15 protein-coding genes and 1 pseudogene are annotated in these 26,931 nt (G+C 68.6%); 12 read left to right on the top strand and 4 right to left on the bottom strand.

The genetic code is table 11. The features are described 5' to 3' along the window. Positions 1 to 11 precede the first annotated feature (11 nt). Genes GFY24_RS01485 through rfbD form a run of 5 tightly spaced genes read left to right on the top strand, consistent with a single transcriptional unit; the run spans position 12 to position 14,305 of the window. Positions 12 to 8,366: a type I polyketide synthase gene (locus tag GFY24_RS01485; protein WP_153803114.1), complete on the top strand. Its 8,355-nt coding sequence runs from the start codon at positions 12 to 14 to the stop codon at positions 8,364 to 8,366. Positions 8,367 to 8,392: 26 nt separating this feature from the next. Further along, positions 8,393 to 10,732, top strand: a complete 2,340-nt coding sequence (locus tag GFY24_RS01480) for a thioester reductase domain-containing protein (RefSeq protein ID WP_153803113.1) — start codon at positions 8,393 to 8,395, stop codon at positions 10,730 to 10,732. Then, complete coding sequence (locus GFY24_RS01475; protein WP_153803112.1) at positions 10,732 to 11,805, top strand: alpha/beta fold hydrolase; 1,074 nt, start codon at positions 10,732 to 10,734, stop codon at positions 11,803 to 11,805. The genes GFY24_RS01480 and GFY24_RS01475 overlap by 1 nt, the downstream gene beginning before the upstream one ends. A 31-nt stretch (positions 11,806 to 11,836) precedes the next feature. Beyond that, positions 11,837 to 13,285, top strand: a complete 1,449-nt coding sequence (locus tag GFY24_RS01470; protein ID WP_194852705.1) for a cytochrome P450 — start codon at positions 11,837 to 11,839, stop codon at positions 13,283 to 13,285. 48 nt (positions 13,286 to 13,333) lie between these two features. Next, positions 13,334 to 14,305 (top strand): dTDP-4-dehydrorhamnose reductase, encoded by a 972-nt coding sequence (gene rfbD / locus GFY24_RS01465; protein ID WP_153803110.1) that lies wholly within the window; start codon positions 13,334 to 13,336, stop codon positions 14,303 to 14,305. On the opposite strand, the gene GFY24_RS01460 is transcribed toward rfbD, so the two are convergent. The 4 genes from GFY24_RS01460 to rfbA all read right to left on the bottom strand — a co-directional run bounded on the left by GFY24_RS01460 (position 14,218) and on the right by rfbA (position 18,349). Continuing rightward, positions 14,218 to 15,549, bottom strand: a complete 1,332-nt coding sequence (locus GFY24_RS01460; RefSeq protein WP_153803109.1) for a hypothetical protein — start codon at positions 15,547 to 15,549, stop codon at positions 14,218 to 14,220. The two genes, rfbD and GFY24_RS01460, sit on opposite strands and share 88 nt — an antisense overlap. A gap of 13 nt (positions 15,550 to 15,562) precedes the next feature. Further along, positions 15,563 to 16,849 carry a glycosyltransferase gene (locus tag GFY24_RS43255; protein ID WP_153803108.1) on the bottom strand — a complete coding sequence of 429 codons (1,287 nt, stop codon included), beginning with the start codon at positions 16,847 to 16,849 and terminating at the stop codon, positions 15,563 to 15,565. A gap of 73 nt (positions 16,850 to 16,922) precedes the next feature. After that, positions 16,923 to 17,483, bottom strand: a complete 561-nt coding sequence (locus GFY24_RS01450; RefSeq protein ID WP_153803107.1) for a dTDP-4-dehydrorhamnose 3,5-epimerase family protein — start codon at positions 17,481 to 17,483, stop codon at positions 16,923 to 16,925. After that, positions 17,480 to 18,349 carry a glucose-1-phosphate thymidylyltransferase RfbA gene (rfbA, locus tag GFY24_RS01445; RefSeq protein WP_309230412.1) on the bottom strand — a complete coding sequence of 290 codons (870 nt, stop codon included), beginning with the start codon at positions 18,347 to 18,349 and terminating at the stop codon, positions 17,480 to 17,482. Before rfbA ends, GFY24_RS01450 begins: the two co-directional genes overlap by 4 nt. A 179-nt stretch (positions 18,350 to 18,528) precedes the next feature. On the opposite strand from rfbA, the gene GFY24_RS01440 reads away from it, so the two are divergent. From GFY24_RS01440 to GFY24_RS01410, 7 genes and pseudogenes are all read left to right on the top strand, one after another. Then, positions 18,529 to 19,413, top strand: coding sequence for a triacylglycerol lipase (locus tag GFY24_RS01440; protein ID WP_153803105.1), 885 nt, complete (start codon positions 18,529 to 18,531; stop codon positions 19,411 to 19,413). Positions 19,414 to 19,470: 57 nt separating this feature from the next. Next, entirely contained in the window at positions 19,471 to 20,013 is a 543-nt protein-coding gene (locus tag GFY24_RS01435; RefSeq protein WP_153803104.1) for a DUF732 domain-containing protein, read from the top strand. Between the two features lie 65 nt (positions 20,014 to 20,078). Continuing rightward, positions 20,079 to 21,392: pseudogene (locus GFY24_RS01430) on the top strand (alpha/beta hydrolase-fold protein); the annotation flags it as partial. Between the two features lie 303 nt (positions 21,393 to 21,695). Continuing rightward, positions 21,696 to 22,712 (top strand): alpha/beta hydrolase family protein, encoded by a 1,017-nt coding sequence (locus tag GFY24_RS01425; RefSeq protein ID WP_153803481.1) that lies wholly within the window; start codon positions 21,696 to 21,698, stop codon positions 22,710 to 22,712. A gap of 111 nt (positions 22,713 to 22,823) precedes the next feature. Then, complete coding sequence (locus GFY24_RS01420) at positions 22,824 to 24,884, top strand: alpha/beta hydrolase-fold protein (protein WP_375335982.1); 2,061 nt, start codon at positions 22,824 to 22,826, stop codon at positions 24,882 to 24,884. A gap of 163 nt (positions 24,885 to 25,047) precedes the next feature. Then, a complete protein-coding gene (locus GFY24_RS01415; RefSeq protein WP_228565893.1) occupies positions 25,048 to 25,584 on the top strand; it encodes a DUF732 domain-containing protein in 537 nt (178 codons plus the stop codon). Positions 25,585 to 25,586: 2 nt separating this feature from the next. Beyond that, positions 25,587 to 26,558, top strand: coding sequence for a cutinase family protein (locus GFY24_RS01410; RefSeq protein WP_375335992.1), 972 nt, complete (start codon positions 25,587 to 25,589; stop codon positions 26,556 to 26,558). The last annotated feature ends 373 nt before the right edge of the window (positions 26,559 to 26,931 follow it).

Here is a 26,931-nt window from a genome sequence, read left to right as displayed (position 1 = left end):
GGAGTTGTGAGATGACTGCTGCCGAAGATCGGCTCGTCAAGGCGCTACGAGCGTCCCTGAGCGATAACGAGAAGCTGCGGGTGGCGAACCGGCGGCTGGCCGCCAAAGATCGGGAACCGATCGCGATCGTCGGTCTCGGCTGCCGGTATCCGGGCGGTATCGAATCACCCGGCGAACTCTGGTCCGTCGTCGCGCAGGGCCGGGACATGGTGTCCGGGTTCCCGGACGACCGGGGCTGGGACACTGATCGGCTCTACGACGCGGATCCGGCCGCGATCGGCAAGACCTATGCGCGCGGTGGCGGATTCCTGCGCGGGGTGGCCGATTTCGATGCCGAGTTCTTCGACATCAGCCCGCGCGAGGCCCTGGCCATGGACGCCCAGCAGCGATTGCTGCTGGAGGTGTCCTGGGAGGCCCTCGAACACGCCGGCATCGACCCGAAAACGTTGCGAGGCAGTGCGACCGGCGTCTACGCGGGGGTCATGTATCAGGATTATCTGCTCCGCCTGAACGGCCGGGTGCCGGCCGAGGCGGAGGGGTATCTGGCCACCGGTAACGCCGGTAGCGTGGTCTCGGGCCGGGTCGCCTACTCGCTGGGACTGGAGGGTCCCGCGCTGACCGTGGACACGGCCTGCTCGTCCTCGCTGGTCGCCATCCACCTGGCCGCGAAGGCGCTGCGCGCGGGGGAGTGCGCGCTCGCGCTGGCGGGCGGTGTGACCGTCATGTCCTCACCGAGCACCTTCATCGAATTCGCGCGCCAGCGCGGCCTGTCACCGGATGGGCGGTGCAAGGCGTTCGCCGATGCCGCCGACGGTGTCGGCTGGGCCGAGGGCGCGGGTGTGATTGTGCTGGAACGGCTTTCGGATGCCGTCCGCAACGGTCATCCGGTGCTGGCGGTGCTGGCCGGTTCGGCGGTGAATCAGGACGGTGCCAGCAATGGCATGTCCGCCCCGAACGGTCCGTCTCAGCAGCGGGTGATTCGGGCCGCGCTGGCGTCGGCGGGGATCACCACCGCTGATGTGGATGTGGTGGAGGCGCACGGTACCGGCACCACCCTCGGTGATCCGATCGAGGCGCAGGCGCTGCTGGCCATCTACGGCCGCGATCGCCCGGCGGATCGGCCGCTGTGGCTCGGGTCGGTGAAGTCGAATATCGGTCACACCCAGGGCGCCGCGGGTGTGGCGGGCGTGATCAAGATGGTGCAGGCGCTGCGCCGGGACATCATGCCCGGCACGCTGCATGTGGACGCGCCGAGCCGGCACGTGGACTGGACAGCCGGCCGAGTCGAGTTGCTGACCGAGTGCCGGGACTGGCCGCCGGCGGATCGGCCACGGCGAGCGGGTATTTCGTCGTTCGGCATCAGCGGCACCAATGCGCACGTGATTGTCGAGGAGGCCCCGGCGAGCGCGCCGGCGGACATCGATCTCGCGGTTCGCCCGCGGACACTCGCGCTGGTGCTGTCCGGGCGCACCGGCGCGGCGGTGACGGCGCAGGCCGATCGGCTGGCCGCCCACCTGACGGAGCATCCCGAGCTCGATCCGTTCGATATCGCGCATTCGCTGGTGACCACCCGCTCGCTCTTCGACGACCGCGCCGTCGTGATCGGTTCCGGCCGAGCCGAATTGCTCGCCGGGCTGCGTTCGCTCGGTGCGGGGGAGGCGGGCGGCACGGTCGTGCGCGGCCGGGCGCAGGAGTGCGGCCCGCCGGTGTTCGTATTCTCCGGGCACGGCGCCCAGTGGGCCGGAATGGCGGTCGAGCTGCTGGATTCCGCGCCGGTCTTCGCGCAGCGACTGCACGAATGTGCCGAGGTGCTGGCCGAATTCGTCGACTGGTCGCTGCTGGATGTGCTGCGCGGCGCCGACGGCGCGCCGGAGCTGGATCGACTGGATGTGGTGCAGCCCGCCCTGCTCGCGGTGATGGTGGCGCTGGTGCGGCTGTGGGAATCGGTCGGGGTGCGGCCCGCCGCCGTCATCGGGCATTCCCAGGGTGAGATCGTCGCCGCCCATGTGGCGGGTGCGCTGTCCCTGCGCGATGCCATGCGATTGATGGCCCGCCGCGGCCTCGCGCTGCTGGCTCTCTCGGGCACCGGGGGCATGGCGTCGGTGGCGGCTCCGGTCGCCGAGGTGCGCGAATGGATCACCCGCTGGGAGGGCGCCCTGGAGATCGGGGCGATCAACAGTCCGGGTTCGACGGTGGTCTCGGGTACCGGGAGCGCCATCGACGAGCTGGTGGAATGGTGTGCGGCCCAAGATATTCGCGCTCGCCCGGTAGCCATCCGCTACGCCTCGCACTCCGCGCACATCGATACCGTCCGAGCCGAGCTGGCCGGGGTCTTCGCCGACGCCGGCGGTGCGGCAGCGGACCTCGAGTTCTTCTCCACCGTGACCGGAACGGCGCTGGACACCACCGAATTGAATGCCGGCTACTGGTATCGCAATGTGCGCGAACCGGTTCGGCTGCAAGAGGCGGTTCGCAGTGCCTATGAGCGCGGCCATCGCACCTTCCTGGAGGTGGGTCCGCACGCGGTGCTGACCTCCGTCATCGCCGAGACGCTCGACGAAATCGCCGCCGGTGAACGGGTTTTCGTGACGGGTACGCTGCGTCGCGACGACGGTGGGCTGCCGCGTTTCCTGCGCGCGGCGGCGCAACTGTTCGTCGCGGGCGGCGCGGTGCGCTGGGACACCTATCTCGACGCGGGCGCGCGCTGCGTGGAACTGCCGACCTACGCCTTCCAGCGTTCCCGCTACTGGCTCGAGCCGACCGGGACAGCCGGTGCCGCAAGCGATTTCGGACTGACCGCCGCCGCGCATCCCATGCTCGGCGCGGTGCTCGGCGCACCGGATTCGGACGGTGTGGCACTCACCGGACGACTCTCCGTCCATACTCAGCGCTGGCTGGCCGATCACGCGGTGTCGGGCACGGTGCTGCTGCCCGGCAGCGCCTTCGTCGAACTCGCGGTGCGGGCGGGCGATGAGATCGACCGTCCGGTGGTCCGTGAACTGGTGGTGCGCGCGCCGCTGGTGCTCGGGCCCGGGGCGGGTGCGCAACTTCGGGTGGTGGTCGCGGACTCCCTGTCCGGAGCGGACCGCGACTTCACCGTCTACGCGCGGCCCGAGGGTGATACCGAGCAGCCGTGGATCGAGCATGCGCACGGTGTTCTGACCGCCGAAATGGCCGGGACCACAACGGGATTCGATACCTGGCCGCCCACCGGCGCCGAACCGGTGGATGTCACCGGGGTGTACCCCCGACTGGCCGAGCGCGGCTACGCCTACGGCCCGCTCTTCCAGGGGCTGCGGGCCGCCTGGCGCGGTACGGACGAGATATTCGCCGAGATCGCACTGCCCGAGCAGGCGCATCGCGAGGCCGCCGATTACGGTCTGCACCCCGCCCTGCTGGACGCGGCCCTGCACACTCTGGCCCTGTTCGACGCCGCCGACGAGCGGGTGGTGCTGCCACTGTCCTGGTCCGGCGTGACACTGGCGGCCGGTGGTGCGACGGCACTGCGCGTCCGGCTGGCCCGCACCGGTCCCGACCTGTTCACCCTGACCGCCGTGGACGGGGCGGGACAGCCGGTGCTGCGAGTGGATTCGATTCTGGTGCGCGCGGTCACCGCCGAACATTTGGCCCTCACCCCCGCGGCCGGATTCGAGCCCGATCTGTATCGCCTGGACTGGCAGACCATCTCGCTCCCTGCGGATCAGGTTGCGTCACAACCGGTTCCGGAACTCATAGTGCACACCCCGGTGCCCGGTGCCACCGCCGCCGACGTGCACGCCGCCACTCAACGCATGCTCGAGGAGTTGCGCGCCTTCGTCACCGAGGAGCGGTTCGCCGCGAGCCGGATGCTGGTGCACACCCGGGGTGCGGTCGCGCTGCCCGGCGAGGATGTGCCGGACCTGGCGGGCGCGGCCGTCTGGGGGCTGGTGCGCTCCGCCCAATCGGAGAACCCGGGCCGAATCACGCTGCTGGACAGCGATACCGCGCTCACCGAGATCGATATCGCGACGGTGCCGGCCGCCGGTGAACCGCAGCTGCTGCTGCGCGCCGGCCGGGCGTACGCGGCGCGACTGGTCCGCACCCCGGCCGCCGTGACCGAGCCGGCTGCGGGTATCGGCGGTCCGGTGCTGATCACCGGTGCGTCGGGTGCGCTGGGCGCGCTGATCAGCCGGCATCTGGTGATCGAGCGGGGCGTGAAACACCTGGTACTGGCCAGCCGCCGCGGCCCGGACGCGCCGGGCGCGGCCGAATTGCACACGGAGCTGGTCGAACTCGGCGCCGAGGTCACCATCGCCCGCTGCGATGTGACCGATGCCGAACAGGTGCGCGCCCTGGTGGCCGATCTGCCCCTGGCGGGTGTGGTGCACGTCGCCGGAGTCAATGACGACGCCACCGTCGGCTCACTCACCGCCGCACAACTCACCGCCGTGCTGCGCCCGAAGGTCGATGCGGCCCTGCATCTGCATAACGCCACGGCGCATCTCGACCTGGAACTGTTCGTGCTGTTCTCCTCTGCCGCAGGTACATTGGGTGCGCCGGGGCAGGCGAACTACGCGGCGGCCAATGCCTTCCTCGATGCCCTCGCCACCCACCGCCGGGCGCACGGCCTGCCCGGGCAGGCACTGGCCTGGGGCCTGTGGGATACCGGCATGGCGGACGAGCTGGCCGTCGCCGACCGGCAGCGGCTCGAACGCACCGGGGTGCAGGCGATTTCGCCGGAGCGGGGCCTGGCACTGTTCGATGCCGCGCTCACCGTCGACGCACCCGCCCTGGTGCCCATGCGCCTGGATCTCGCCGCCCTGCGGCGGGCCCCGATGCTGCCCGCTCTGCTCCGGAGCCTGGTGCCGGCCCGGGTCCGTCGTACCGCGGCGGTTGCCGTGGACGCCGCGGCCGATGCGGGTCTCGCGGCCGAGCTGGCCGGCCTCGACGAGGCGGCGGCGATCGAGGCGGCGCTGCAACTCATTCGAGAGTTGACGGCGCGCGCGGTCGGACAGCACAGTCCCGGCGATATCGACCCGGATCGCTCCTTCCAGCAGCTCGGATTCGACTCCCTCATGGCGGTCGAACTACGCAATGGCTTGCGCGCGGCCACCGGACTGCCGATCCCCATCCCCGCCATCTTCGACAACCCCAGTCCGCGCGCACTGGCCCGCTATCTGCGCACCGAGGCCGCGAACAGCGCTACGGCACAGGCGATCTCGGACACCGCCCCGCCCACCGGGGACACCGGCGGGTCGGAGCCGACCTCGAACGCTCGGTCGGCCGTGCTGGACGAAGGCGGCCTGCGGGAGCTGCTGGCCGCGACTCCGCTGGAGCGGCTGCGAGCTACCGGAGTGCTTGCGGCACTGGGCGTCACGGTCGAGGCCGGACTCCCCGAGGTGGTGCGCGCGCCCGCGACCCGCGATGTCATGCGCCTGCTGCGCAGCGGGCACGGTGTGCCGACCGCGGCGGTCACCCTCGGCCTGGCCATTCGGCTCGGCACCGCCGTGACCACCGAATCCGAACTCACCGCTTTGCTCGCCCGGCTCGCGGCCAGGCATGCCGCACTGCGTCTCACCATCGAGCCCAGCGCGGAGCACGGTCGTGAACTGGTCGCGCACCGCGCACCCGTCGGTGCGCTGCTGCGCCGGACACCGGTCACCGACTGCGGCGCGGAGACGGTCGCGGAGCGGTTGCGCCTTTTGATGGAACCACCGTTCGACCCGGCCACCGGGGTGCTGTGGCGCTTCGCGCTGCTCGAAGCTCCGTCCGGTGCGCAGGTGCTCGTCTTCGGCGCGCACCACAGCGTGTGCGACGCCCAATCCATGCTGCTGGTGGCCGGTGAGATCGACGCCGAGCTCGCGGGCGCGGCGCTGCCGGGGACGGCCACGAACCGGGACTTCGACGATCTGCTCCGGGCACAGCGCGCACACACCGGCGGCAGCGACAATGCCGCCTGGCGTGCGGAATTCGCGGGTAGCCGGCGACTGGACCTGACGGTCTCGCGCCCCCGGCCGGCGCAACGCTCCTATCGGGCCGGAACCGCCGTGGCGGAGCTTCCGGACGGCCTGCTCGACCAGGTCACCGGGCGGGCCCGGGAATTGGGCATCACCCCGGCCGCGTTCTTCCTCGGTGCGCTGACCGTGCAGCTGTCCCGGCGCCGGCGGGTGGACCGCTTCGTGCTCGCGGTCCCGGTCGATACCCGTATCCATGTCGAATCCTTCGACGGCGTGGGCTATTTCGGTGTTCCGGTGCCGTATCCGGCGACCGTGGAGGCGGCGGACCGAATCGCGGATGTATTGCGCCGCACCGGGACTCGCCTGCACCGGCTGCTCGGCGAGGGAGCGGGATTCTCCGACACCCTGGCCACACTCGCCGCGGAGGGTCTCTACCGGGACAACGCGCCGATGGTGGAGGTCTACTTCAACTACCTGCGTTCGAATACCGGCTTCCGGCGCGCGGAACTGGTGCCCGCCGGCGTCGGCTACTCCGATCTCGACCTCATGGTCACGGTGATGGCGGACCTGAACCGGGTGCTGCTGACCTACAACCACGACATCATCGATGACGCCGGGGGAGCCGAGCTGGGCGCGGAGTACGTCGCGGTGCTGACCCAGGCGGTGCACGACCCCGACCGGCCGGTCGCCGTCGAGCAGGCGGACCCGGTGGCCGCCGTACCTTCGGGCGCGGGGACTGCCACGCCTGCGGACCCGGTGGCCGCCACGCCATCGGGCGCGGGGACCGCCACGACTCCGGAAGCCGGTGCACCATCCGCTGAATCGACCACCGGCACACCGGCATTGGCCGTCGCTGCCAGTTTCGCCCTGGGTAACTTGCCCGGGCTGCTGCGATACGCGTGCACCGACGTCCTGCCCGGTACGCCGCCCGGCGCCGCGCCGGAGTTGCTCGAGGCCCCGTATCACCAGGTGCTGGCCGCCCTGCGTGATCCGTCCGGCGTGCTGCGCGATCCCGCGACCCGGGTCGGCATCGTGCTGCTGCGCGCCGCCGACCTCGGCAGGTTCGGGCCGCTCTCCGATGAATTGCTCGCGGAACTGGCCGGCGAATTTCCGGCCGCCGGCACCGCGCTGGTGGAACACACCCGAAAGCCCTTGGTGGTCGGCCTGCTTCCCACCCGCACAGCGGCGGTGCGGGAAGAGCTGACCGGCTGGGAGGAGACGCTCGCCGACCGGCTGGCCGACGTGCCGGGCGTCGTGGTGCTTCGGCCGGATGACTGGACCCGCCAGCATGCGGTGACCGAGCGGTTCGACGAGCGCACCGAAGCGCTCGCGCACCTGCCGTTCAGCGCGGAATTCCAAGCGGCCGTGGCACTTACGCTCGCGGATGTGCTGCGCGCGATGCGCGCGGAGCTGCCCAAGGTGATAGCCGTGGACGGCGACCACACGCTGTGGAGCGGAGTAGCGGGCGAAATCGGGTCCGAGCATGTCGATCTCACCGGTCCGCGCGCCGATTTGGCCCGGAAACTGTTGCGGCTCAGGCAGTCCGGCGTGCTACTCGCGCTGGTGAGCAACAATGACGAGCAGACCGTGCGCGCGGTGCTGGACCGCCCGGACGCCCTGCTGCGGGCCGAGCACTTCAGCGCCATCTCGACCGGATGGGATCGCAAAGCCGCGCGCCTGACCGAGATCGCCGCACAACTTGCTCTCGGTGTGGACAGCTTCGCCTTCCTCGATGACAACCCCGTCGAAATCGCCGCCATGCGCGCCGAATTGCCGGAAGTCCTGAGCATCACCTGCCCTCCGGTGGAGGAACTGCCCGCACTACTCACCCGGCTCTGGCCACTGGTCCCGATCACCCGGACTGCGGAGGACGCCGGTCGCGCCGAGTTCTACCGGCAGGAGCGCGAGCGCGACTCCGTCCGGGCGCGTACCGAATTCGCCGAATTCCTCGCCCAGCTCCAGTTGGTCGTGGATATCGCCGAGGTCTCCGAGGACACACAGGAGCGTGCCGCCCAGCTCATTCGCCGCACCAATCAGTTCGCGTTGCGCAAGGTCGCCGACGGCGAACTCGAGCGCTGGCGCAGCGAAGGTGAGGTATGGACGGTCGCGGCCCGGGACCGCTTCGGCGACTACGGCCAAATCGGTTTGCTCGCACTGCGTTCCGAATCGGGCGCGCTCCGCGTCTCCGGCTGGCATCTGAGCTGCCGCGCGCTCGGCCGCGGCGTGGAGGAGCGCCTGCTGGGGTTCCTGGCCGACCGCGCCGAGGCACTCGGACACACCTCGGTGCGCGTCGTGGCGGAGGCGACGGCCCGCAATGTGCCCGCGCGGCGACTGATTTCGGCGCTGGGTGGCGGCGCGGTCGACGATCCGGTGCTCGACGCCAATACCGAGCTGCCCTACCTGCGGTCGTTTCGGTCGTGGGAACAGTGACCGTCAACAATGAAGGAGAGATTGTGATGGGAGACCAGCACAATGGTGTCCCCGTCCGAACCCCGGACGTCGATCGCCTCGACCAGGCCGAACTCGTCGAAAATGGCGGCGGCGCACTGGATATCGCCGCATTGCTGGCGGCGGCCGGTGGCGCGGGCGCGCCACCGGCGTCCGCCGTGCCGCCCGCCTCGATCGACGGGAACTGGGACCTCGAGCGATTGACCGCGGCCATCACCGCCATCGCGGCCCGGCTGGTCCCCGGTGCGGCCCTCGATGCCGATACCGATTTCTTCGAAGGCGGAGCGACCTCGGTCGCCGCCGTGGAACTCGTGGCCGAACTTGCCCGCGAACACGGTGTCGAACTGCCGCTCGACGATGTGTTCGCCGATGCCCGGCCGCGACAGCTGGCCAAACGCTGGTTGCGCGCCAACGGAATCGCCGTCGATACCGGAATGCCCGGGGACGGTACGGTACCGGCCGTCGTTGCCGCCCCGGGCGCGCCCGCCGTGTTCGCGACCACCCTCGGCGTCGACGCCACCGCGGACGACACCCTCGCCCAGATCCTGGCGGATATCGCCCTGGTGGATCGGCTGCCCTTCGTCGGACCGCCGCCACAGACCGCCCCGCGCCGCATTCTGCTCACCGGTGCCACCGGCTTCCTGGGCAGCCATATGCTGCTGGATCTTCTGCGGCACAGCGACGCTCACGTGATCTGCCTGGTGCGCGCCGCGGACGAGCAGGCGGGTCTGGTGCGGCTCGGTGACGCGCTGACCGGCTTCGATCTGCCCTGGTCCGTCGAGGTGCAACGGCGGATCACGGTACTGCCCGGCGATGTGCGCAGCCCGCGCCTGGGTCTGACCCCCGAGCGCTGGAACAGCCTTGCGCTGGAGGTGGATTCGATCGTCGGCGTGGCCGCGGCGGTGGACTTCCTGCGTGGCTACTCCTCGCTGCGGCAGAGCAATGTGCTCGGCGCCCTCACCCTGGCGGAGCTGGCCGTCACCGGCACGGTCAAACCGCTGCACCATATTTCGTCCATCGCGGTCTTCAACGAGGTCGGCGTCGCCGCGATCGGCGAGGATGTGCCCGTCGCGCGCATCGACAAGCTGGGCGCGGGCTACGACAAGACGAAATGGGCAGCCGAGGCCGCACTGCGGCGCGCCCGCGAGCACGGCCTCACGGTGACCTTCCTGCGCCCCGGCGGCATCGGTGGCCACCGTGAGACCGGTGCGCACAACCCGCACGACCTCAGCAGCGCCATGCTCGCGGCCATCTCCCGATTCCGCACCGTGCCCGAATTCCGGTGCTTCAATGTGGCCTCCGTCGACTGGGTCAGCCGGGTCGCCGCCGCCATCGTGTGCGAGCCCAGCGCCTGGGGCTACAACTACAACCTCACCGGCATCCCCCAGACCATGGACAGCACCGTGCGGGAGATGGCGCTGGCGGGAATGCCCGTGCGCGTACAACATTGGGAGCAGTGGCGCACCGAGGCACTGGACCGCATTCGCACCGAACCAGTCCCGGAACTCGACTTCCTGGCCTGGATGCTGCAATCACCGGGCGCGACCGATCTGATCCGGGGCTCGCTGACCGCACCGCCCGGCCGCTGCGACCGCACCCTGGCCTTCGTGCGCAGACATAAACTGCCCGAACCACTTCCGTACGATTCGCCGGCCCAGCAGAAGACCTTCGAACTGATGGCAGCGGCCGGTGTGGCACGGCTGCCACAGCGCGAGGACACCCCGTACCTGTGGTTCGCCGAGACCATGGCGGGCAGCGTCGGTGCGTCCGGTGCGCCCGCGGACATTCCGTGCGAGGCGGCGCTGACCCTGTCGATCACCAGCATGTACCAGCTGGTCAGTGCGCGGCGCGTCGATGTCGCCGGTGAGATCACCTGTCCCGGTGTGCATTCCGAGCCGTTGACGGTGGAGCGCGGTGACCTGTTCATCCGCCCGCAGCAGGGCGTGCCCTGGCGCCGGGGCGGCCTGACCCATCCGCTCATGCGCTATCGCCTGACCCTGCGCGACGCCGACGGATCCCGCTGGTGGCTGGAGGGCGAGAAATCCGCCCGGGCCCGCCGCGATGTGTGGCGGCAGGTCCGCGCGCTCAGCATCGAGATCGGCCGTGAGGGCGAACCGGCCGCATTCTCCGGCGAGATCGTCGTGCCGTCCGGCACCTACCTGCCCGACCAGATCGACGGGCTGCGGGTGAATCCCGATCTGTCCGAACGGCAACAGCGCCTGGCCAAGTCGATCTGGCTGGCCTGGTTCGGCGCGGAGGTGGGCCGCGGCGCGCTGCAGCCGATGCTGCGCGCCGCCGCGGAACTGCTCGACCTGCGCCGCGGCGCGACCCTGAAGGAGCTGCCCTGATGAATCTGGTTCCGCTGCACAAGCCGGTCTTCGAGGCCATGGTGGAGCAGATCCCGCTGCGCGTCGCCGACGGCACCCTGCTGGAGTTACGCCGCGTCACCGTCGACAACGCACCGCGGCCCGCGGTGCTGCTGCTGCACGGGCACACCGCCTCCTCGGACATGTTCCTGGTGCCCGAGATCCGCAACCTGGTCGAGGTGCTGCTCGACGCGGGTTATGAACCATGGCTGCTGGATTGGCGCGGCAGCTGCCGACTGCCCTACAACGAGACCGGGGCCCGATTCAGCTACGACGAGGTCGCGGTCTACGACATTCCCGGCGCGGTCGCGTTCATCCGGGAACGGATCGGCGGGCAGCCGCTCTCGGTGGTGGCGCACTGTATCGGCGCGCTCACCCTCGCCATGAGCATGGCGGCCGGACTCGTCCCCGGCCTGGCCGGAGTGGTGGCGCAGGGCGTCTTCCTGACACCCAAGATGAGCGGTCTGTCCCGGCTGCGGGTGGCGCTCGGCGGCGAAGTGCTGCGCTCCACCTTCGATCACGTGCCCACCGATTTCCGCAAGGTCGGGCTCTGGTCCAAGTACACCCCGCTGTTCGGGTTCATGTCCCGGCGTTCGGACTGCCCCGACCCGACCTGCCGCATGCTGCAGAGCAATTGGGGGATGGGCGGGTCGCTGTTCAATCACGAGAACCTGGATCGGCGCACCCACGACCGGCTGGCCGATCTGGTCGGCGCCATCCCACTGTGGATCCTGCCGCATCTGCGCCGGGTGGAGCTCGCCCAGACCATCGTCCCGTGGCACGACGGTGACGACCGCTTCGCCATGCTGCCCGCGAACGCGCTGGACAGCGCCGATCGCATCGACTGCCCGGTGCTGCTGCTGTCCGGCAGCCGCAATGAATTCTGGCGCGACTCGAACAAGCTGTGCCACGAGGTGCTTTCGGCGCGTCAGCCCCAGCTCGACGTGCGCTATGTCGAGGTGCCGGGGTACGGGCACTTCGACGCATTCATCGGGCGCGGCGCCGCCCTCGACGTATTCGGGCACATTCTGCGATTCCTCGGCGAACCGCGCTGACGGATCGCCGCACACGGAGGTTGGTTCGGCCATGGCACATACGGTTAACGAAAAGAACTCGGGCACAAGCGAAGTCAGGATCATCGGGGCGCCGACCGGGCGGTGGGCCGACAAGCTGCTGGCGCGCAGGCCACTGCGCCCCGCGGAGCTGGCCGCCGCACCCGCCGGCAGTGCGCTGAAACCGGTGACCGGCGACCGGGGCCTGCCGTTCGTGGGCATGATGCTCGACTACATGCAGTACGGTCCGGCGTTCCAGTACGAACTGCATCGCCGGCACGGTGACGTCGCCTGGTTCTACGGCATCGGGCTGAAGTTCCTCTCGGTGGCGGGCTCGGACGCGGTCCAAGCGGTGCTCACCAACAAGGACAAGGCGTACGCCAGCGGCTGGGGATATATCGGACCGTGGTTCGAGGGCGGCCTGGTCATGCGGGACGGCGATGTGCACCGCAGGCACCGCCGGATGATTCAGAACGCATACACCGAACAATCGCTGAACAGCTATCAAAGGCCCTCGGCGACCGCCATCGAGCGCGCCGTGGCGGCGTGGCCCACCGGCCGGACCATGCGGATGCTGCCGGCCGTCCGGCGACTCTCCATGGCCGCGTCCACCGAGATCTTCCTGTCCGAGCCGTACCAGCGCGACGGCGAGCGAATCATGCGCGCCATCGAAGCCTGCGAGATGGCCATCATGACCTCGGTGCGCGCTCCGATACCGGGCTCCCCCTGGTACCGCGGCATGAAGGCGCGAAAGTGGTTGCAGGACTGCCTCGCCGCCGCCGTCCCCGCCGCCCGCGCGCGCGAGGGCGCGGACTTCTTCTCGATCGTGTGCCGTGCCACCGATCAGAACGGCGAGGGCCTCACCGATGCCGAGATCGCCGATCACATGATCCTCACCCTGCTCGCCTCCGGTGACACCACGGTCTACACCGCGGCGGCCACCATCTACTTCCTGGGCCTGTACCCGCAATGGCAGCAGCGCGCCCGCGAGGAGTCCCTCGCCCGCGGCGACGGACCACTCGACGCCGCCGGTATGCGCGGGCTCGGCGTGCTCGACCTGGTCATCAAGGAGAGCATGCGACTGCTGCCCGCCACACCCACCCAACTGCGCCGCACGGTGCACGACACCGAACTGCACGGCCACTTCGTGCCCGCCGGGCAGCTGGTGAGCGTATGCACCGGTCTCAATGGCCTGCTGCCCGAATACTGGTCGCGGCCACAGACTTTCGATCCCGAGCGGTTCGCCGAGCCGCGCCGCGAGGATCGCGCGCACCGGGCGTCGTGGGTGCCGTTCGGCGCCGGGCATCACAAATGCATCGGCATGGATTTCGGCACCATGAAGGTCTTCACCGTGCTCGACGCCATGCTGCGCGAATACGAATGGACGCTGCCGGACGGCTACGACATGTCCTGGCGCTTCCGATTCCCCGGCGGCCCCTCACAGGGCCTGCCCATGACGCTGACCAGACGCGAAAAGCAGTAGCGAGAGCGGAGTCCGTGCCCGGACCGGGCACGGGTGGGGGAGGGAACCATGACGAAAATCGACAGCTCACCGGCCGGACGGCGCTGGCTGGTCACCGGGGCGGGCGGGCTCCTCGGACGAGAACTGGTCGAGCAGTTGCGATCTCGGCAGCTGGGGGAGATCATCGCGCTCGATCGCGCCGCACTCGACATCCGCGACGGCGCGGCGGTGGACGAGGTGCTGCGCGGCCTGCGCTGCGGCATCGTCGTCAACTGCGCGGCCTGGACCAATGCCAATGCCGCCGAGACCGCCGAGCCGGAGGCCCTGGCCGTCAATGCCCACGCGGTACGCAATCTCGCCGTCACCTGTGCCGCAACCGATGCCACGCTCGTGCACATCTCCACCGACTACGTCTTCGACGGGACCGCCCGCACGCCGTACGCGGAATATGACACCCCGCGGCCCGTGAACGCCTACGGCAGAACGAAACTGCTCGGCGAGCGCGCCGTACTGGAACTGCTGCCGTTCCGCGGCTTCGTCATCCGCACCGCCTGGGTCTACGGCGGCCACGGCCGCAACTTCGTGAACACCATGCTGAAACTGGAACGCGAACACGCCACCATCGAGGTCGTGAACGACCAAGTGGGACAACCCACCTGGTCGCGGGACCTGGCCGGCCGCATTGCCGAGATCGACTACGGCACCGCGCCGGCGGGTATCTATCACGGCACCAATGCCGGCCGGACCACCTGGTGGGAGCTGGCGCGCGAGGTCTTCCGGTACGCCGGCGCGGATCCAGATCGGGTGCTGCCCATCCCCACCTCCGCGCGCAACGATCCGGCCGCCCGCCCGCCCTTCAGCGCCCTCGGGCACGAGCGGTGGCGGGCGGCGGGGCTGGAACCCTTGCGGCACTGGCGTTTCGCGCTCGCCGAGGCGATGCCCGAACTGGCCGCTCAGGTATCGATGGCGGCGAGCACCGCCGCGACCGCGTCCCCCGCGATGCGTTCGGCGCGCGGCGTGGCGACCAGGCCCGCCACATAGCTGAAGTTCCAGTGCAGCGCGCTCGCGCCGGTCGTCACCGAACAACTGATGCGACCGGTGGGAGTGCTCGCGGTGAATTGCGCGTCCGACAACTCCCAGGCGCCGACCCGATCCGGGAAGTCGATCCGGCCCAGATTCGACAGGCCGACGCCGAACGGGCCCTGCCGGTCCAGGAAGGTGATCACCCGCCGATTCGTGTTCGCCCAGCGCTGCGGGAACAGCAGCCGGGCCGCGGTGAGGGTCGTCAGATGCTGCCCGAAATCCTTGCGCCGCACAATATTCCGTGATGCCATACGCGCGGTGTCCCAGAAGTTCACCGCCGGGCCGAAGGCGATATGACCGGGCAGGTCCGTGACATAGGAACCCAGCTCGTCCGGGCCGACCACCGGAATCAGATCGGCGCGCAGGTCGACCGCCGAGCCGATGGTGACCCGCCCCGTCCCGCCCGGAACCAGATCAGCGCCCACCGCGCCGGCCAGTGCCGCCGCCAGCGCGCCGTGCACCGTGGTCTGCTCCCGCCGGCACGCGTGCAGCAGCGCCTCGACTCGTTCGCCGGCAATGGTCCGGGACAACAGCCGTGTGCGCCGCTGCGGGATCGGAACCCAGTCGTCCACCGTGACTCGGCGCGGTCGCCGCACCGCCCCGATCAGCTGATCGCCCAGCATGACCGCGGCCGTTCGCCCCAGACCACGAGCGCGCGCCGGGATCAGATCGTACGGCGCCGGATGCCCGGCATCGACCGGAAGCTCATCGAATTCCGCTGCGGCCGTGATGATCTGCCGCAACAGCGCGAGCAGTGCGGTCGCGTCCACGATGACATGCGCACCGGTGAGGATCAGATCGTGCGCCTCCTGCGTCGTGCCCGCCGCGTGCACGATATCCACCATCCGCACCAATGGCGCGTGCCGCTGATCGATCGGCGTGCACAACTCCACCTCGTCGATCTCCCGGAATGCCGCCGCATCATCCTGCGGCGCGGCCGATACCGTGCGGATCGGCAGCCGCGCACCCGCCACCGGTTCGAACTCGCGGCGGCCCCGCTGCCCCGGACCGACGCGCACCCGCAACAGCGGATGCGCGGCGACCACCCACGCCGCGGCACGCGCCAGCCACTCGGCGCGCACCTCGCCCCGAACCCGAACCCACGCAACGACATTCAGCGGCGAGATATCGTGAATAGTCGCGAAGCCGTGCTCGTACGCACTCAGCGGCCGCCGGATCTCCGCCACCTCGACCGAAGTCACCGCCCTCGCCCGTTCATCCGGCGGCATGACGCTCGATGGTGTCGCACATATGCTGGGCGCCCCGCTCACCGGCGATCGCCGCCCCGGCCGCGGTCGCCCGCGCGCGCACATCGGACTCGGTGACCCGCGCCAGCGCGTCCAGCAGGCGCTGCTCGGTCAGCTTGCGGTAGGTGATGTCCACGCCGATCCCGGCCGCGGAAACCCGCCAGCCCCACAGGATCTGGTCGCCGAAGACCGGTGTGACGACCGACGGGATGCCCGCCCGCGCCACATCGTGCGTGGTCCCGGGGCCGCCCGCGTGTACCGCTGCCCGGCAGCGCGGCAGCACCTTGTCGTAGTCCAGCGGCCCGCACACCATGACCCGGCCGTCGGCCGACGGACCCAGCGGAAAGTTCGTATAGCCCGCGGCGACCAGCGCCCGGGCACCCAGCCGCGTGGTCACCTCGGTGATCATCGCCAGATGCGCGACCGGATCCTCGACCGGAATACTGCCCAGGCTGAAGAAGATCGGCGCTTCATCCGCCGCGAGCCAAGCCTCCAGACCGGGATCGAGCGCCACCTCGCCCCACGCCGCCCGCTGCCGCTCGGACAGAATCGGCGTACCACCGATGGTGCACCGGTCCGGCCAATCCCGCGGCTTCGGGAACAGCACCGGACTGACCAGCAATTCCATCGGCGTGCCCAGCTCCCGCAGCCGTGCGAACGGATTCGGCACCTGCTCCGGCATTTTCAGTTTGCGGCGCAGGCGGCGCAGGCCGGCGCGATTCGCCTGCAGGAAGGCCTGTTCGAAAACCGTGTGCGAGGCCCGGCGCAGCAGTGGCGTCGGCAGCGGACGGTCGTAGATGTGCGGGGAGGAGAACTCGCGGGACCGTTCGATCGGAAAGGGCAGACAGCCGACCAACGGCTGACCCGAGCGCTCGGTAATGGTCTGGGCGCGGGCGAAGATCATCGGCCCGGTGACCACCAGGTCGGCGCCCTCGCACGCCTGGATCAGCGCATCGTCCACCTCGCCACCGCGAATGGCCTCCAGTCGCGCGATCCGCCGGGCGAACTCCAATTTCCCCGGGAGATCCAGAATTCCATTCGCGAAGAGAAACCGCTGTGCCGCCGGCGAGGAGAGAAACGCGCGAATATCGACCGGAATCGGCACCGCGGTGATTCCGGCCCGGCGCACCGCCTCGAGATTGTTCTTATTGGCTGCTACCACGACATCGTGACCGCGCGTGCGCAACTCGTCCGCGACCGCCAGGTGGGGTTGGAAATCGCCACGTGACCCATACGTAAGCACTGCAACTCTCACCCGGCCGAGCCTATACCGGTATTCGAATCACCGTCGGATCGAAAGATGTTGCGGCGCCTGTGATTCCATGCACCTATCGGTCGCGCCAGCCGGGTGCGGCGGCATCCTTGGCCGAGCGGCGCAATTCCAGCGGCCTGCCGTCACGACCCCGGGTCGGCCAGGCGATCGCGAGATCCGGGTCCAGGGCGTCGATTTCCCGCTCCAGCGCCGGATCGTATTCGCGTGAACACAGATACAGCACCGTGGAATCGTCCTCCAGCGAGAGAATGGCGTGCCCCATTCCCTCGGCCAAATACACCGAGCGGCGATGCACATCATCGAGCAGCACACTGTCCCACTGCCCGTACGTGGGCGAGCCGGGACGCAGATCCACCACCACATCGAGCAGCGCCCCCCGCACACAGGTGACGTATTTCGCCTGCCCCGGCGGATTTTCGGTGTAATGGATGCCCCGCAGCACGCCGGCCGCAGACATCGAGGAGTTGATCTGGCACAACTCGAACGGGCGGCCGGCCACCTTTTCGAAGGCCGAGGACCGATAGGTCTCGGCGAACACCCCCCGTTCATCGTGGAACCGGGTGGGCGTGAACTCCCACGCCCCCGGAATCGACAATTCGCGAACCTGATGCGTCATAGCGCCCGTTCCTTCAGCAACCCGAGCAGGTAGGCGCCGTACCCGGACTTCAGCAGCGGTTTGGCCAGGGTGCGCAGCTGCTCATCGTCGATGAAGCCCTGCTGCCACGCGACCTCTTCGGGCGCACCGACTTTCGAGCCCTGGCGCTTCTCGATGGTGTGCACATAGTTGGCGGCGTCCAGTAGTGAATCGAAGGTGCCGGTGTCGAGCCACATGGCACCGCGCGTCAGCACCTCCACCCGCAGCTCACCCCGGTCGAGATAGACCTGATTGACATCGGTGATCTCGTATTCGCCGCGCGCCGACGGCCGTAGTCCGCGGGCGATCTCCACCACGTCGTTGTCGTAGAAGTACAGACCCGGAACCACGTGGTTCGACCGCGGCACGGCCGGCTTCTCCTCGATGGAAAGCACTCGGCCCGAAGCGAATTCGACCACCCCGTAGTCCTGCGGGTTCGCCACCGGGTAGGCGAATACCGCGCCGCCCTCGATATCGGCGAAGCGACGCAGCCCGGTGCCCAGGCCGGGACCGTGAAAGATGTTGTCGCCCAATATCAATGCCACGCTGTCGGTGCCGATGTGGTCCGCGCCGAGCAGGAAAGCCTGTGCCAGCCCATTGGGTTCGGGCTGCACCACATAGCTGAGCGCGATGCCGAACTGGGACCCGTCGCCGAGCAGTCTGGTGAACGTGGCCGCGTCGTCGGCGGTGGTGATGATCAGAATGTCGCGAATCCCCGCCAGCATCAGGGTCGACAGCGGGTAGTAGATCATCGGCTTGTCGTAGACGGGAATCAATTGTTTGCTCGCGCCGCGGGTGATCGGATGCAGACGCGATCCCGTACCCCCCGCGAGGATGATGCCTCGCACCATCCGAGTCTGTCGTGTTTGCACCGGCAGCTGAAGAGGTTCGTGCCGTAGGACACACCGTCGCGGGAATTCTCGTTACCGCGCGCCGCGCACAGTGCCGCGCCCGGTCCGAGTAGACATGCTCTGGCAAACGTTTCGCGACACCCATTCGGCGGAGTTCTCGAAAGGTAGTGCAGCGCATGAGAATGTTGTTCACCGCGGGAGTGACCGCGGCAATGATCGGACTGATCGCCACGGTACCCGCTGGTGCGGAGCCCGCCGGACCGGCGCCCATTGCCGGAACGGTCGCCGGCACGACCATCGAGCCGGCCATCGACTGCCTGCCCTCACCAGCGCATCCACACCCGGTGGTGGTGCTCCCCGGCGGGGACGGCACCACCGCGGAGACCTCGGAGCAGTGGGGTCCGGTGCTGCGCGCGCTGCGTGGCGCGGGCTACTGCACCCTGGTCTTCCAGGGCGGCATCCTCAATGGGAAGCGCTGGGCCGGTGACCTTCCCGCGAGCGCGCGGCAAACCGCGGACTTCATCGCGGCGGTCCGCGGGCGCACCGGGGCCGATCAGGTCGATATCGTCGCGCACTCGGTCGGCACGGTCGTCTCCAACTACTTCCTCAAGGTGCTGGGTGGCGCGCCCCAGGTCGCACACGCGATATTCCTCGCGCCCGAGGCCCGGGGCTGCGACGGTTCGGGTTTCCTGACCCAATTCGGCATCGAGAACTCGCCGATCACCCCCGCGCAGGTGCTCGCGGAACTCCCCTTCCTGGCGGCCGGACTCTCCGCGGTATCGCCCGAGATGGCGGTCGCCGTGCAGTTGACCCCGCAGTCCGAGGTCTACCACGCCGTCTTCGACGGTCCGATCACCCAGCCCGGCGTGCGGTACTCGGTGCTGTCCACCCGCAACGACGAATTCGCGACACCGGCCACCACCTGCTCGGTCATCGACGAACCGGGCGTGCGCACCACCTTCTACGAGGACCTCTTTCCGAGTGCGGCCGCCGTCGGGCACTCCAGCCTTCGGTCCAGCACCGAAACCACGCGATGGATCGTGGATCAACTCGCTCGCTGAAACCGGCTAGCGTGGTGGCTGACCGTATGCCGAGAGCGACTGCGAGGTAGCCAATCCATGTACCGGACCCGTAACAGGATTATCGGGGTGCTGGCCGCCTGCGCCGCGGCCGCACTGCTGACCGCCTGCGGCAGCGACGACTCGACCGCCACGAGCACCTCCCGAGCGACCGTCACCAGCGCGGCCGGCGCCACCTCCGCACCCTCGGCCGTACTCACCACCTCGGCCGCGCCGACCACGGAATCGGCGCAGCCGTCCACCACCGAGCCGGATCCGGGCGCCTCGGTCTCCTCGGAGCGACCGGCTCCGGTGCCGACGCAATTCCTGCCCACCGATACCCCGGCCCTGACCGACAAGGACAAGGCGTACCTCGCCGCACTCGCCAAGCGCGGTATCACCCCGGCCATGCCGCAGACCGCGGTCTCGGCCGGAACCATGGTGTGCCAGGGCAAATCCGGTGGCGCGTCGCAGGATCAGATCCTGACCTTCGTCGATGCCATCGCCGGATCCGATCCGAACTTCGAACAGTTGGGCATGCCGGTCGATCAGGTCGGCAAGATCTACTACGAGGTCGCCATCGCGAGCTACTGCGATAAATGAGGTCGTGATCCGGCGGGTTTTCCTCTGGCTCCCCATAATTCGCGGTGAGACGGTAGAAAACTATTGTGGCGCGTGTGGCAGGTGACAGACGGGGGAGGCAGGGGCGCAGAGGTTTCATAGCGCTCGTGGCGGTCACTACGGTCTGGATCGGAGGGGGAACGGCGGCCGCCGATCCGGCGGCGGCCCCACCGACTACACCGGCGATACGAAATGTGGTGTGGCTGACCGACAGACGCGTCGCGCTGTGGATCGATTCACCCGCGATGGGCACCCGGATTCAGGTGCAGCTGCTGCTGGCGCGAGACTGGAACGCCAAGCCCGCCGATCGATTCCCGATGCTGCTCATGCTGGACGGTATTAGTGCCGCCGACGATGCCAGCGGCTGGACGAAAGACGCTGGGGCCGAAGGCTTTTACGCGGACAAGAACGTCACCGTGGTACTGCCGGTGGGTGGACGGGCCGGTTGGTACACCGACTGGCGCAGACCCGACAACGGCAAGAACTATCGGTGGGAAACGTTCCTCACCAAGGAATTACCGCCACTGCTGGACAAGGATTGGCGCACCAGCAATGTGCGCGGCATCTCGGGATTGTCCATGGGCGGTACCGCGGCCATGACCCTCGCGGGCCGCAATCCCGGCTTCGCGCGCTACGCGGCATCCTTCTCCGGCCTGCTCACCCTCACCACTCTCGGTATGCCACAGGCGATTCAGTACGCGACCCGTGATGCGGGGGGCTTCGACACCGATGCCATGTGGGGGTCGTACACCGATGCGGAGTGGGGCACCCACGACCCGTACGCGCTGGCCGAGCGTCTCAAGGGCGTGAGTCTGTATGTCTCCAGCGGCAGTGGATTGGCCGGGCCGCATGACACTTCGTCCGGTATCCCGGGGGTGAGCACCAATTGGACGGGTATGGCCCTGGAGGTGCTGTCCCGGGCGTCGTCGCTGCAGTTCGTGGCCAAGCTGAACAAGCTGAGCATTCCGGTGCAGGTGAATTACCGTCCGTCCGGGACACATTCGTGGCCGTACTGGGATTTCGAGATGCGGCAGTCCTGGCCGGCGGCGGCGTCCGCGCTCGGGGTGGCGGCGGACAAGCCGGAGTGTGCCGCGGCGGGTGCGATTGCGCCTGTGGCACTGGCGAAATGGTGGCTGGGGGAGTGTCTCACCCCGGAGTTCGCGGTGGCGGGCGGTGTGACGCAGGATTTCAAGGGCGGGCGGGTGTTCTGGTCGCAGGCGGGCGGGGCGCATCCGGTGGGCGGAATGATCGGCGGCGCTTATGAAGGCGCGGCGGGACCGACCGGGGCACTAGGATTTCCGATTAGCGACGAAAGTCCTATTTCCGGCGGCGCGCAACAGAATTTCCAGCACGGCACCATTGTGTTTCGCGATGGAAAAGCCGAAATACACGCCAGCTGACTGAGATACCCGCCGGTTAACCGGTGCACACCGGTAATGTGCTCCGAGTCCGTGACGCCGGTCATCGTTTGGTGTCGTTCCCCCTTTGCGGTTCAGGAGCACATTCAGATGGCAGTACAGGGTGAGTCATGCCCAAGTTCGGTTCGCAAATCCATTTCGGCACAGCGTGGTTCGATCGCCCGGCGCGGGCGCTGGTGGCGGCGCCGGGTATTGGCGGCCGCCATTGCGGCGGCGGCACTGCCGGGTATTGCCGTGTTGCCCGGAATGTCAGGTCTGCCGGGAATATCGGGTAGCGCACAGGCCCTGCCACTGCGCGAATCACCCGATGGCACAGTCGAACCCGTCGGTGAGACAGGTGCCGGCCCCGCCCCCATTGCCGAGCCCGCCCCGCCGGGCGCACCCGTGGCCGAGCCCGCCCCGGCACCCCCACCGCGCTCGCGGTTCGCGGAGTTCATGGTTCCGTCGGGCATGGGCCCGATCAAGGTGCAGGTGCAGTGGGCCAAGAACGGCGGCGATGCCGCGCTGTATCTGCTCGACGGTCTGCGCGCGCGAGATGACTTCAACGCCTGGACATTCGAGACAAATGCCCTGCAACTCTTCGCCGACGACAATGTCACCCTGGTAATGCCGGTCGGCGGCCAGTCCAGCTTCTACACCGACTGGCGCGCGCCCTCGAGCACCAACGGCCAGAAGCTCACCTACCGGTGGGAGACCTTCCTGACCGAGGAGCTGCCCGCCTTCCTGGAGCCGATGGGGGTGTCCCGCACCAGGAATGCCATCGCCGGACTCTCCATGGGTGGATCGGCGGCGCTGGCACTGGCCGCCTATCACCGCGACATGTTCATGCACGCCTCCTCGTTCTCGGGGTACCTGAATATCTCAGCACCCGGAATGCGCGAGGCCATTCGCGTCGCCATGCTCGATGCCGGTCGCTTCAATGTGGATTCGATGGCGTGGCCGTGGAGTCCGCAGTGGCTGCGAATGGATCCGTTCGTCTTCGCACCGCAATTACGTGGTCTGCCCATGTACATCTCGGCGTCCTGGGGCGTGCTCGGCGCGCACGATGATCCGAGTTCGCCGATGGGCACCTTCAACACCATGAACGCGGTGGCCCTGGAGGCACTCTCGATGCTCAATACCGTCTCGTTCATGGCGCGGATGAATGAGCTCGGTATCGGCGCGCACTACAGCCTGCCGACCCGGGGTACGCATTCGTGGGGCTACTGGCAAGACCAGTTGACCGCCGCGCGGCCGGACATTCTGGCCTCATTGGGCGTGTAGTCGCGGACTCGTGCCGGGCGAGGCCAAAAAGAAACCGGTCGTTTGCTGATGTGTCCCCGATTCCCGCGCGTCCTACCGGATCGCGCACCCGATCGGGGGTACAACACTAATGTGGTTGGAGTTGTTCGTGGGACGAAGCGGGCGCGCCGACGCCGGGCGGCATGCGCCGCTATTGCTGTATTTCCGCTGGCTGTCGGCATTTTCGGCGGTGCGGGCGCAATAACGGGGCCGGGCCTGGCCTTTGCCGAACCCGAGGTACCCGCCGGAACGCCCGCCACCGTGCAGAAATTGGTGTGGCTGGGAGATCGCCGGGTGGCACTGTGGGTGAACTCGCCCGCCACCGGCGCACCCGTCGAGATACAGCTGCTGCTGCCGCGCGACTGGCGCGCCAAACCCGACGCCAAATTCCCGGTCATGTTCATGCTCGACGGCCTGCGCGCCACCGACGACGAGAACGGCTGGACCAAAGACGCCGGTGCGGCGGGCTTCTTCGCCGACAAGAACGTCATGGTGGTGCTGCCGGTCGGCGGCCAATCCAGCTTCTACACCGACTGGATCCAGCCCGACCAGGGCCGCAACTACAAGTGGGAAACCTTCCTCACCAAGGAACTCCCGCCGCTGCTGGAGAGCCAGTACCGCGCCACCAATGTGCGTGCGGTATCCGGACTTTCGATGGGCGGTTCGGCCGCCATGATGCTCGCGGCGCGCAATCCCGGCTGGGTGCGGCACGCCGCCTCCTACTCCGGCTTCCTCACCCTCACCACGCTCGGCATGCCGCAGATGGTCGATTTCGCCATGAAGGACGCGGGCGGATTCGACTCCAATGCCATGTTCGGGCCGCCGTCCAGCCCGGAGTGGAAGTCGCACGATCCGTACGAACTGGCCGACAAGCTCAAGGGCATCGGCCTCTACGTCTCCAGCGGCAGCGGCGCCGCAGGCGCGACCGATCCGCCCGCCGAACTACCCGGGCTCACCACCAATTACGCGGGTATGGGCCTGGAAGTGCTGTCCCGCTTGAGCTCTCAGAACTTCGTCACCAAGCTGAACAAGCTGAACATTCCGGTGCAGGTGAGCTACCGCCCGTCGGGCACGCACACCTGGCCGTACTGGGATTTCGAGATGCGCCAGTCCTGGCCGCAGATCGCCGCGTCACTGGGCGTGGACGGCACACCCAGTGACTGCAAGCTCGGCGGCGCCATCGGCGGTGCGTTGCAGGTGAACAATTGGCTCGGCGACTGCCTCACCGGCGAATACCCCGTCGCCAATAGTGGTGTGGCACAGGATTTCCGCAATGGCATGGTGTTCTACTCACCCGCCACCGGCGCCCAGCCGATCGCCGGTGCCATCGCGGGCAGCTACTCCGGCCTCAATGGTTCGGGCAGCGGACTGGGCTTCCCGACCGGTGGTGAACAGCCGCTGCCGGACGGCCGCGGGCGTTTCCAGTCCTTCCAGAGCGGCTCCATCTACTGGTCTCCGCAGACCGGTGCGCAGATGGTGCGCGGCGCGATCCTGGATCAGTGGGGCAAACAGGGTTTCGAACACGGTCCGGCGGGCTACCCGAGCGGTCCGGAGGCCGCCACCCCGAATCGCGACGGCGTGGTGCAGGGCTTCGAGAACGGGCCCATCTATTTCAGTCCCAAGTCCGGGGCGCATCTGGTGCAGGGCCTGATCCTGGGCCGGTACGCCCAAATCGGTTTCGAGAACAGCCCCTTCGGCTTCCCGATCGCGGAGGAGCAGTCACTGAAGGATCTCGGCCGCTTCGTGGGCTTCGAGGGCGGCAATATCTATTGGAGTCCGCTGTCCGGGGCATGGGGTGTGCGCAAGGGTCCGATCATGGATGCCTGGGGCGCACAGGGTTTCGAGAACGGCGGCCTCGGCTTCCCGATCGGCGATGAGGGCACGACCGCGAACGGTGCTGTACAGCAAGCCTTCCAGGGCGGTTCGGTGGTATTGGCGGACGGACGCGCCCAAGCGTTCGGACTCGATGGCAGGCCGATCGGCGCACCCGTCGGCGGCCCGCCCCCGGCCGAACCCAAGCCCGCACCGCAACCGGCACCGCAGCCCGCGGCCGCACCCGCCCAGCCGGTCGCACCGCCCGCGGAGCCCGCACTGCCTGCGGAGATTGTGCCGCCGCCCATTCCGGCCCTCGGCCCCGAAGTGCGTCCCAACTGACGGGTAGGGGTTTCCGGGGGCTGCCACCGGGTAACTGCCGGGGGAGAATCCGACGCTGAGAAGTGTATGAGGTTCACGGTCGAGGCAGGCGCGGTGAGCTCACTTGCCACTAACCTGGGTGCGACCTCGAGCTCGCCCGCAGACAGATCAAGGAAACGTACACATGCATCGGACCCGTGGAAAGGTGCTCGGCGTGGTGATGGTCTTCGCCGCGACCGGCCTGCTTGCCGCCTGTGGCAACAATGATTCGACCGCGACGAGCACGCCCACACTGGCTCCGACCACGGCCAAGACCACCGCGGCCCCCGTCACCCCCGCCCCCGGCGGCAATGCCCCGTCCGATCAGTCGCAGACCTCCGAGGCCGCGCCCTCCACGGTGTCGCAGGTCGAGCGCCCGCAGCCGGTGCCGGGCCAGTTCCTCACCACACCCAGCGGCACGCCGCCGCTGACCGATCGGGACAAGAGCTTCCTCGAGGAGCTCAAGAAGCGCGGAATCAATCCGGCCGCGCCGGATATCGCGCTCACCGCCGGCAGCCTGGTCTGCCAGGGCACCGCCGAGGGCGCCACCCAGGAGCAGATCATGACCTACGTGACCGCCATCGCGGGCTCCGATCCGTCCTTCGACGAGTCGAAGATGACCGTCGATCAGGCGGGCAAGATCTACTACGAAGTCGCCTCGAAGAGTTACTGCAACAAGTGACCATCTCGCGACGCCGCTCCGGACGCCGGTCGAAACCGGCGGGTTGCCTACTGCTCATCGCCGTGATCGTGATCGTCATCATCGTGGTGCTGCTGCTGTGGTACCTGCTGGCGGGCCGGCTGCGGTTGCCGGGTCCCAAGCCGCCCGGGCCGAAGGAGCCGACCTCGCAGTCGGCCGACTGCCCGGACGTGTTGTTCCTGTCGGTGCCCGGCACCTGGGAGTCGAACAGCACTGACGATCCGCACAACCCGTCCGCGAATCCGGCGTCGCTCATGCTCAATATCTCCAACCCGGTCCGGGAGAAGTTCCCGAACGACCGGCTGGAGGTCTACACCGTCCCGTACGTGGCGCAGTTCTCCAATCCGATCGCGCTGCCGCCGGACGGTCAGCAGTCCTATAACAACTCGCGTTCCGAGGGCACCAAGCGCGCGACCGACAAGCTGGCCGCCACCTACAAGGCCTGCCCGCTCACCAATTACGTGATCGTCGGCTTCTCGCAGGGCGCGGTGGTCGCCGGTGACGTGTCCGCGCAGATCGGTGCGGGCAAGGGACCGGTCCCGGCGAAGAAGGTGCTGGGCGTGATGGTCATCGCGGACGGACGGCGTGATCAGGGGCCTGGACAAGCGACCGAGATCGGGCAGCCGCCGGCCGGAGTGGGCGCGGAGGTGTCGCTGCGCGGTTTGAACGTGCCGGGTATCACCATGACCGGTCCGCGAGAAGGCTTCGGCGAGTTGGCCAATCGCGCCTTCACCATCTGCGCTCCGGGCGACCTGATCTGTGACTCACCCAAGCAGGCACTGAATCCGATGAATCTGCTCGGCAGCGTCGGCACCCTGGTGAAGGCCGCGGGCAATCCGGTGCACAGCCTCTACAACGGATACGCGGTGGAGGACAACGGAACCACGGCCACCCAATGGACCGTCAACTGGGCCGATGGCCTGATCGAGAACGCCCCGCACCCCGCGCACTCCTGAGAGTTCCGACCGACCCCCCAGTTTCAGGGTCACGCTGTAAAGTGCTGCGGGTCGTGGTACCGGCCAGTAGGGTGCCGAGTCTCGATCCGGACAGCCAGGAGCAGGTGTTGATGACAGCAGTGGGGTTCGGCACACCCGCGCCGTCCCTCGCCCGGGTAACCCGGGTGCGACAACTCACATCCTCGTCCCGTAGCGGGCGGGTTGCGCACCCATACAGCCACATTCGCGCCGGTGATCCCGTGCTAGCGAGTCGAGTGAGCTGGGATATGTTCAGCCGTCCAGAGCATGGCAGGGTGGCTCCTCTGTAACATGACCCTGGTTTGAGTACATCTAGCCAGTAGACGGTCACCGCGCAGACCGCAACAGAATTCTG

The organism is Nocardia sp. SYP-A9097 (assembly GCF_009649815.1).
Taxonomy (GTDB): domain Bacteria; phylum Actinomycetota; class Actinomycetes; order Mycobacteriales; family Mycobacteriaceae; genus Nocardia.
The sequence above is the reverse complement of the archived record's forward strand: the minus strand, read 5'-3'. Positions and strand labels throughout refer to the sequence as shown.

What these genes read in the sequence shown, in the direction of transcription:
- GFY24_RS01485 (WP_153803114.1), top strand. Translation starts at nt 12, where the DNA reads ATGACTGCTGCCGAAGATCGGCTCGTCAAGGCGCTACGAGCGTCCCTG.
- GFY24_RS01480 (WP_153803113.1), top strand. Translation starts at nt 8,393, where the DNA reads ATGGGAGACCAGCACAATGGTGTCCCCGTCCGAACCCCGGACGTCGAT.
- GFY24_RS01475 (WP_153803112.1), top strand. Translation starts at nt 10,732, where the DNA reads ATGAATCTGGTTCCGCTGCACAAGCCGGTCTTCGAGGCCATGGTGGAG.
- GFY24_RS01470 (WP_194852705.1), top strand. Translation starts at nt 11,837, where the DNA reads ATGGCACATACGGTTAACGAAAAGAACTCGGGCACAAGCGAAGTCAGG.
- rfbD (WP_153803110.1), top strand. Translation starts at nt 13,334, where the DNA reads ATGACGAAAATCGACAGCTCACCGGCCGGACGGCGCTGGCTGGTCACC.
- GFY24_RS01450 (WP_153803107.1), bottom strand. Translation starts at nt 17,483, where the DNA reads ATGACGCATCAGGTTCGCGAATTGTCGATTCCGGGGGCGTGGGAGTTC.
- GFY24_RS01440 (WP_153803105.1), top strand. Translation starts at nt 18,529, where the DNA reads ATGAGAATGTTGTTCACCGCGGGAGTGACCGCGGCAATGATCGGACTG.
- GFY24_RS01435 (WP_153803104.1), top strand. Translation starts at nt 19,471, where the DNA reads ATGTACCGGACCCGTAACAGGATTATCGGGGTGCTGGCCGCCTGCGCC.
- GFY24_RS01425 (WP_153803481.1), top strand. Translation starts at nt 21,696, where the DNA reads ATGTCAGGTCTGCCGGGAATATCGGGTAGCGCACAGGCCCTGCCACTG.
- GFY24_RS01415 (WP_228565893.1), top strand. Translation starts at nt 25,048, where the DNA reads ATGCATCGGACCCGTGGAAAGGTGCTCGGCGTGGTGATGGTCTTCGCC.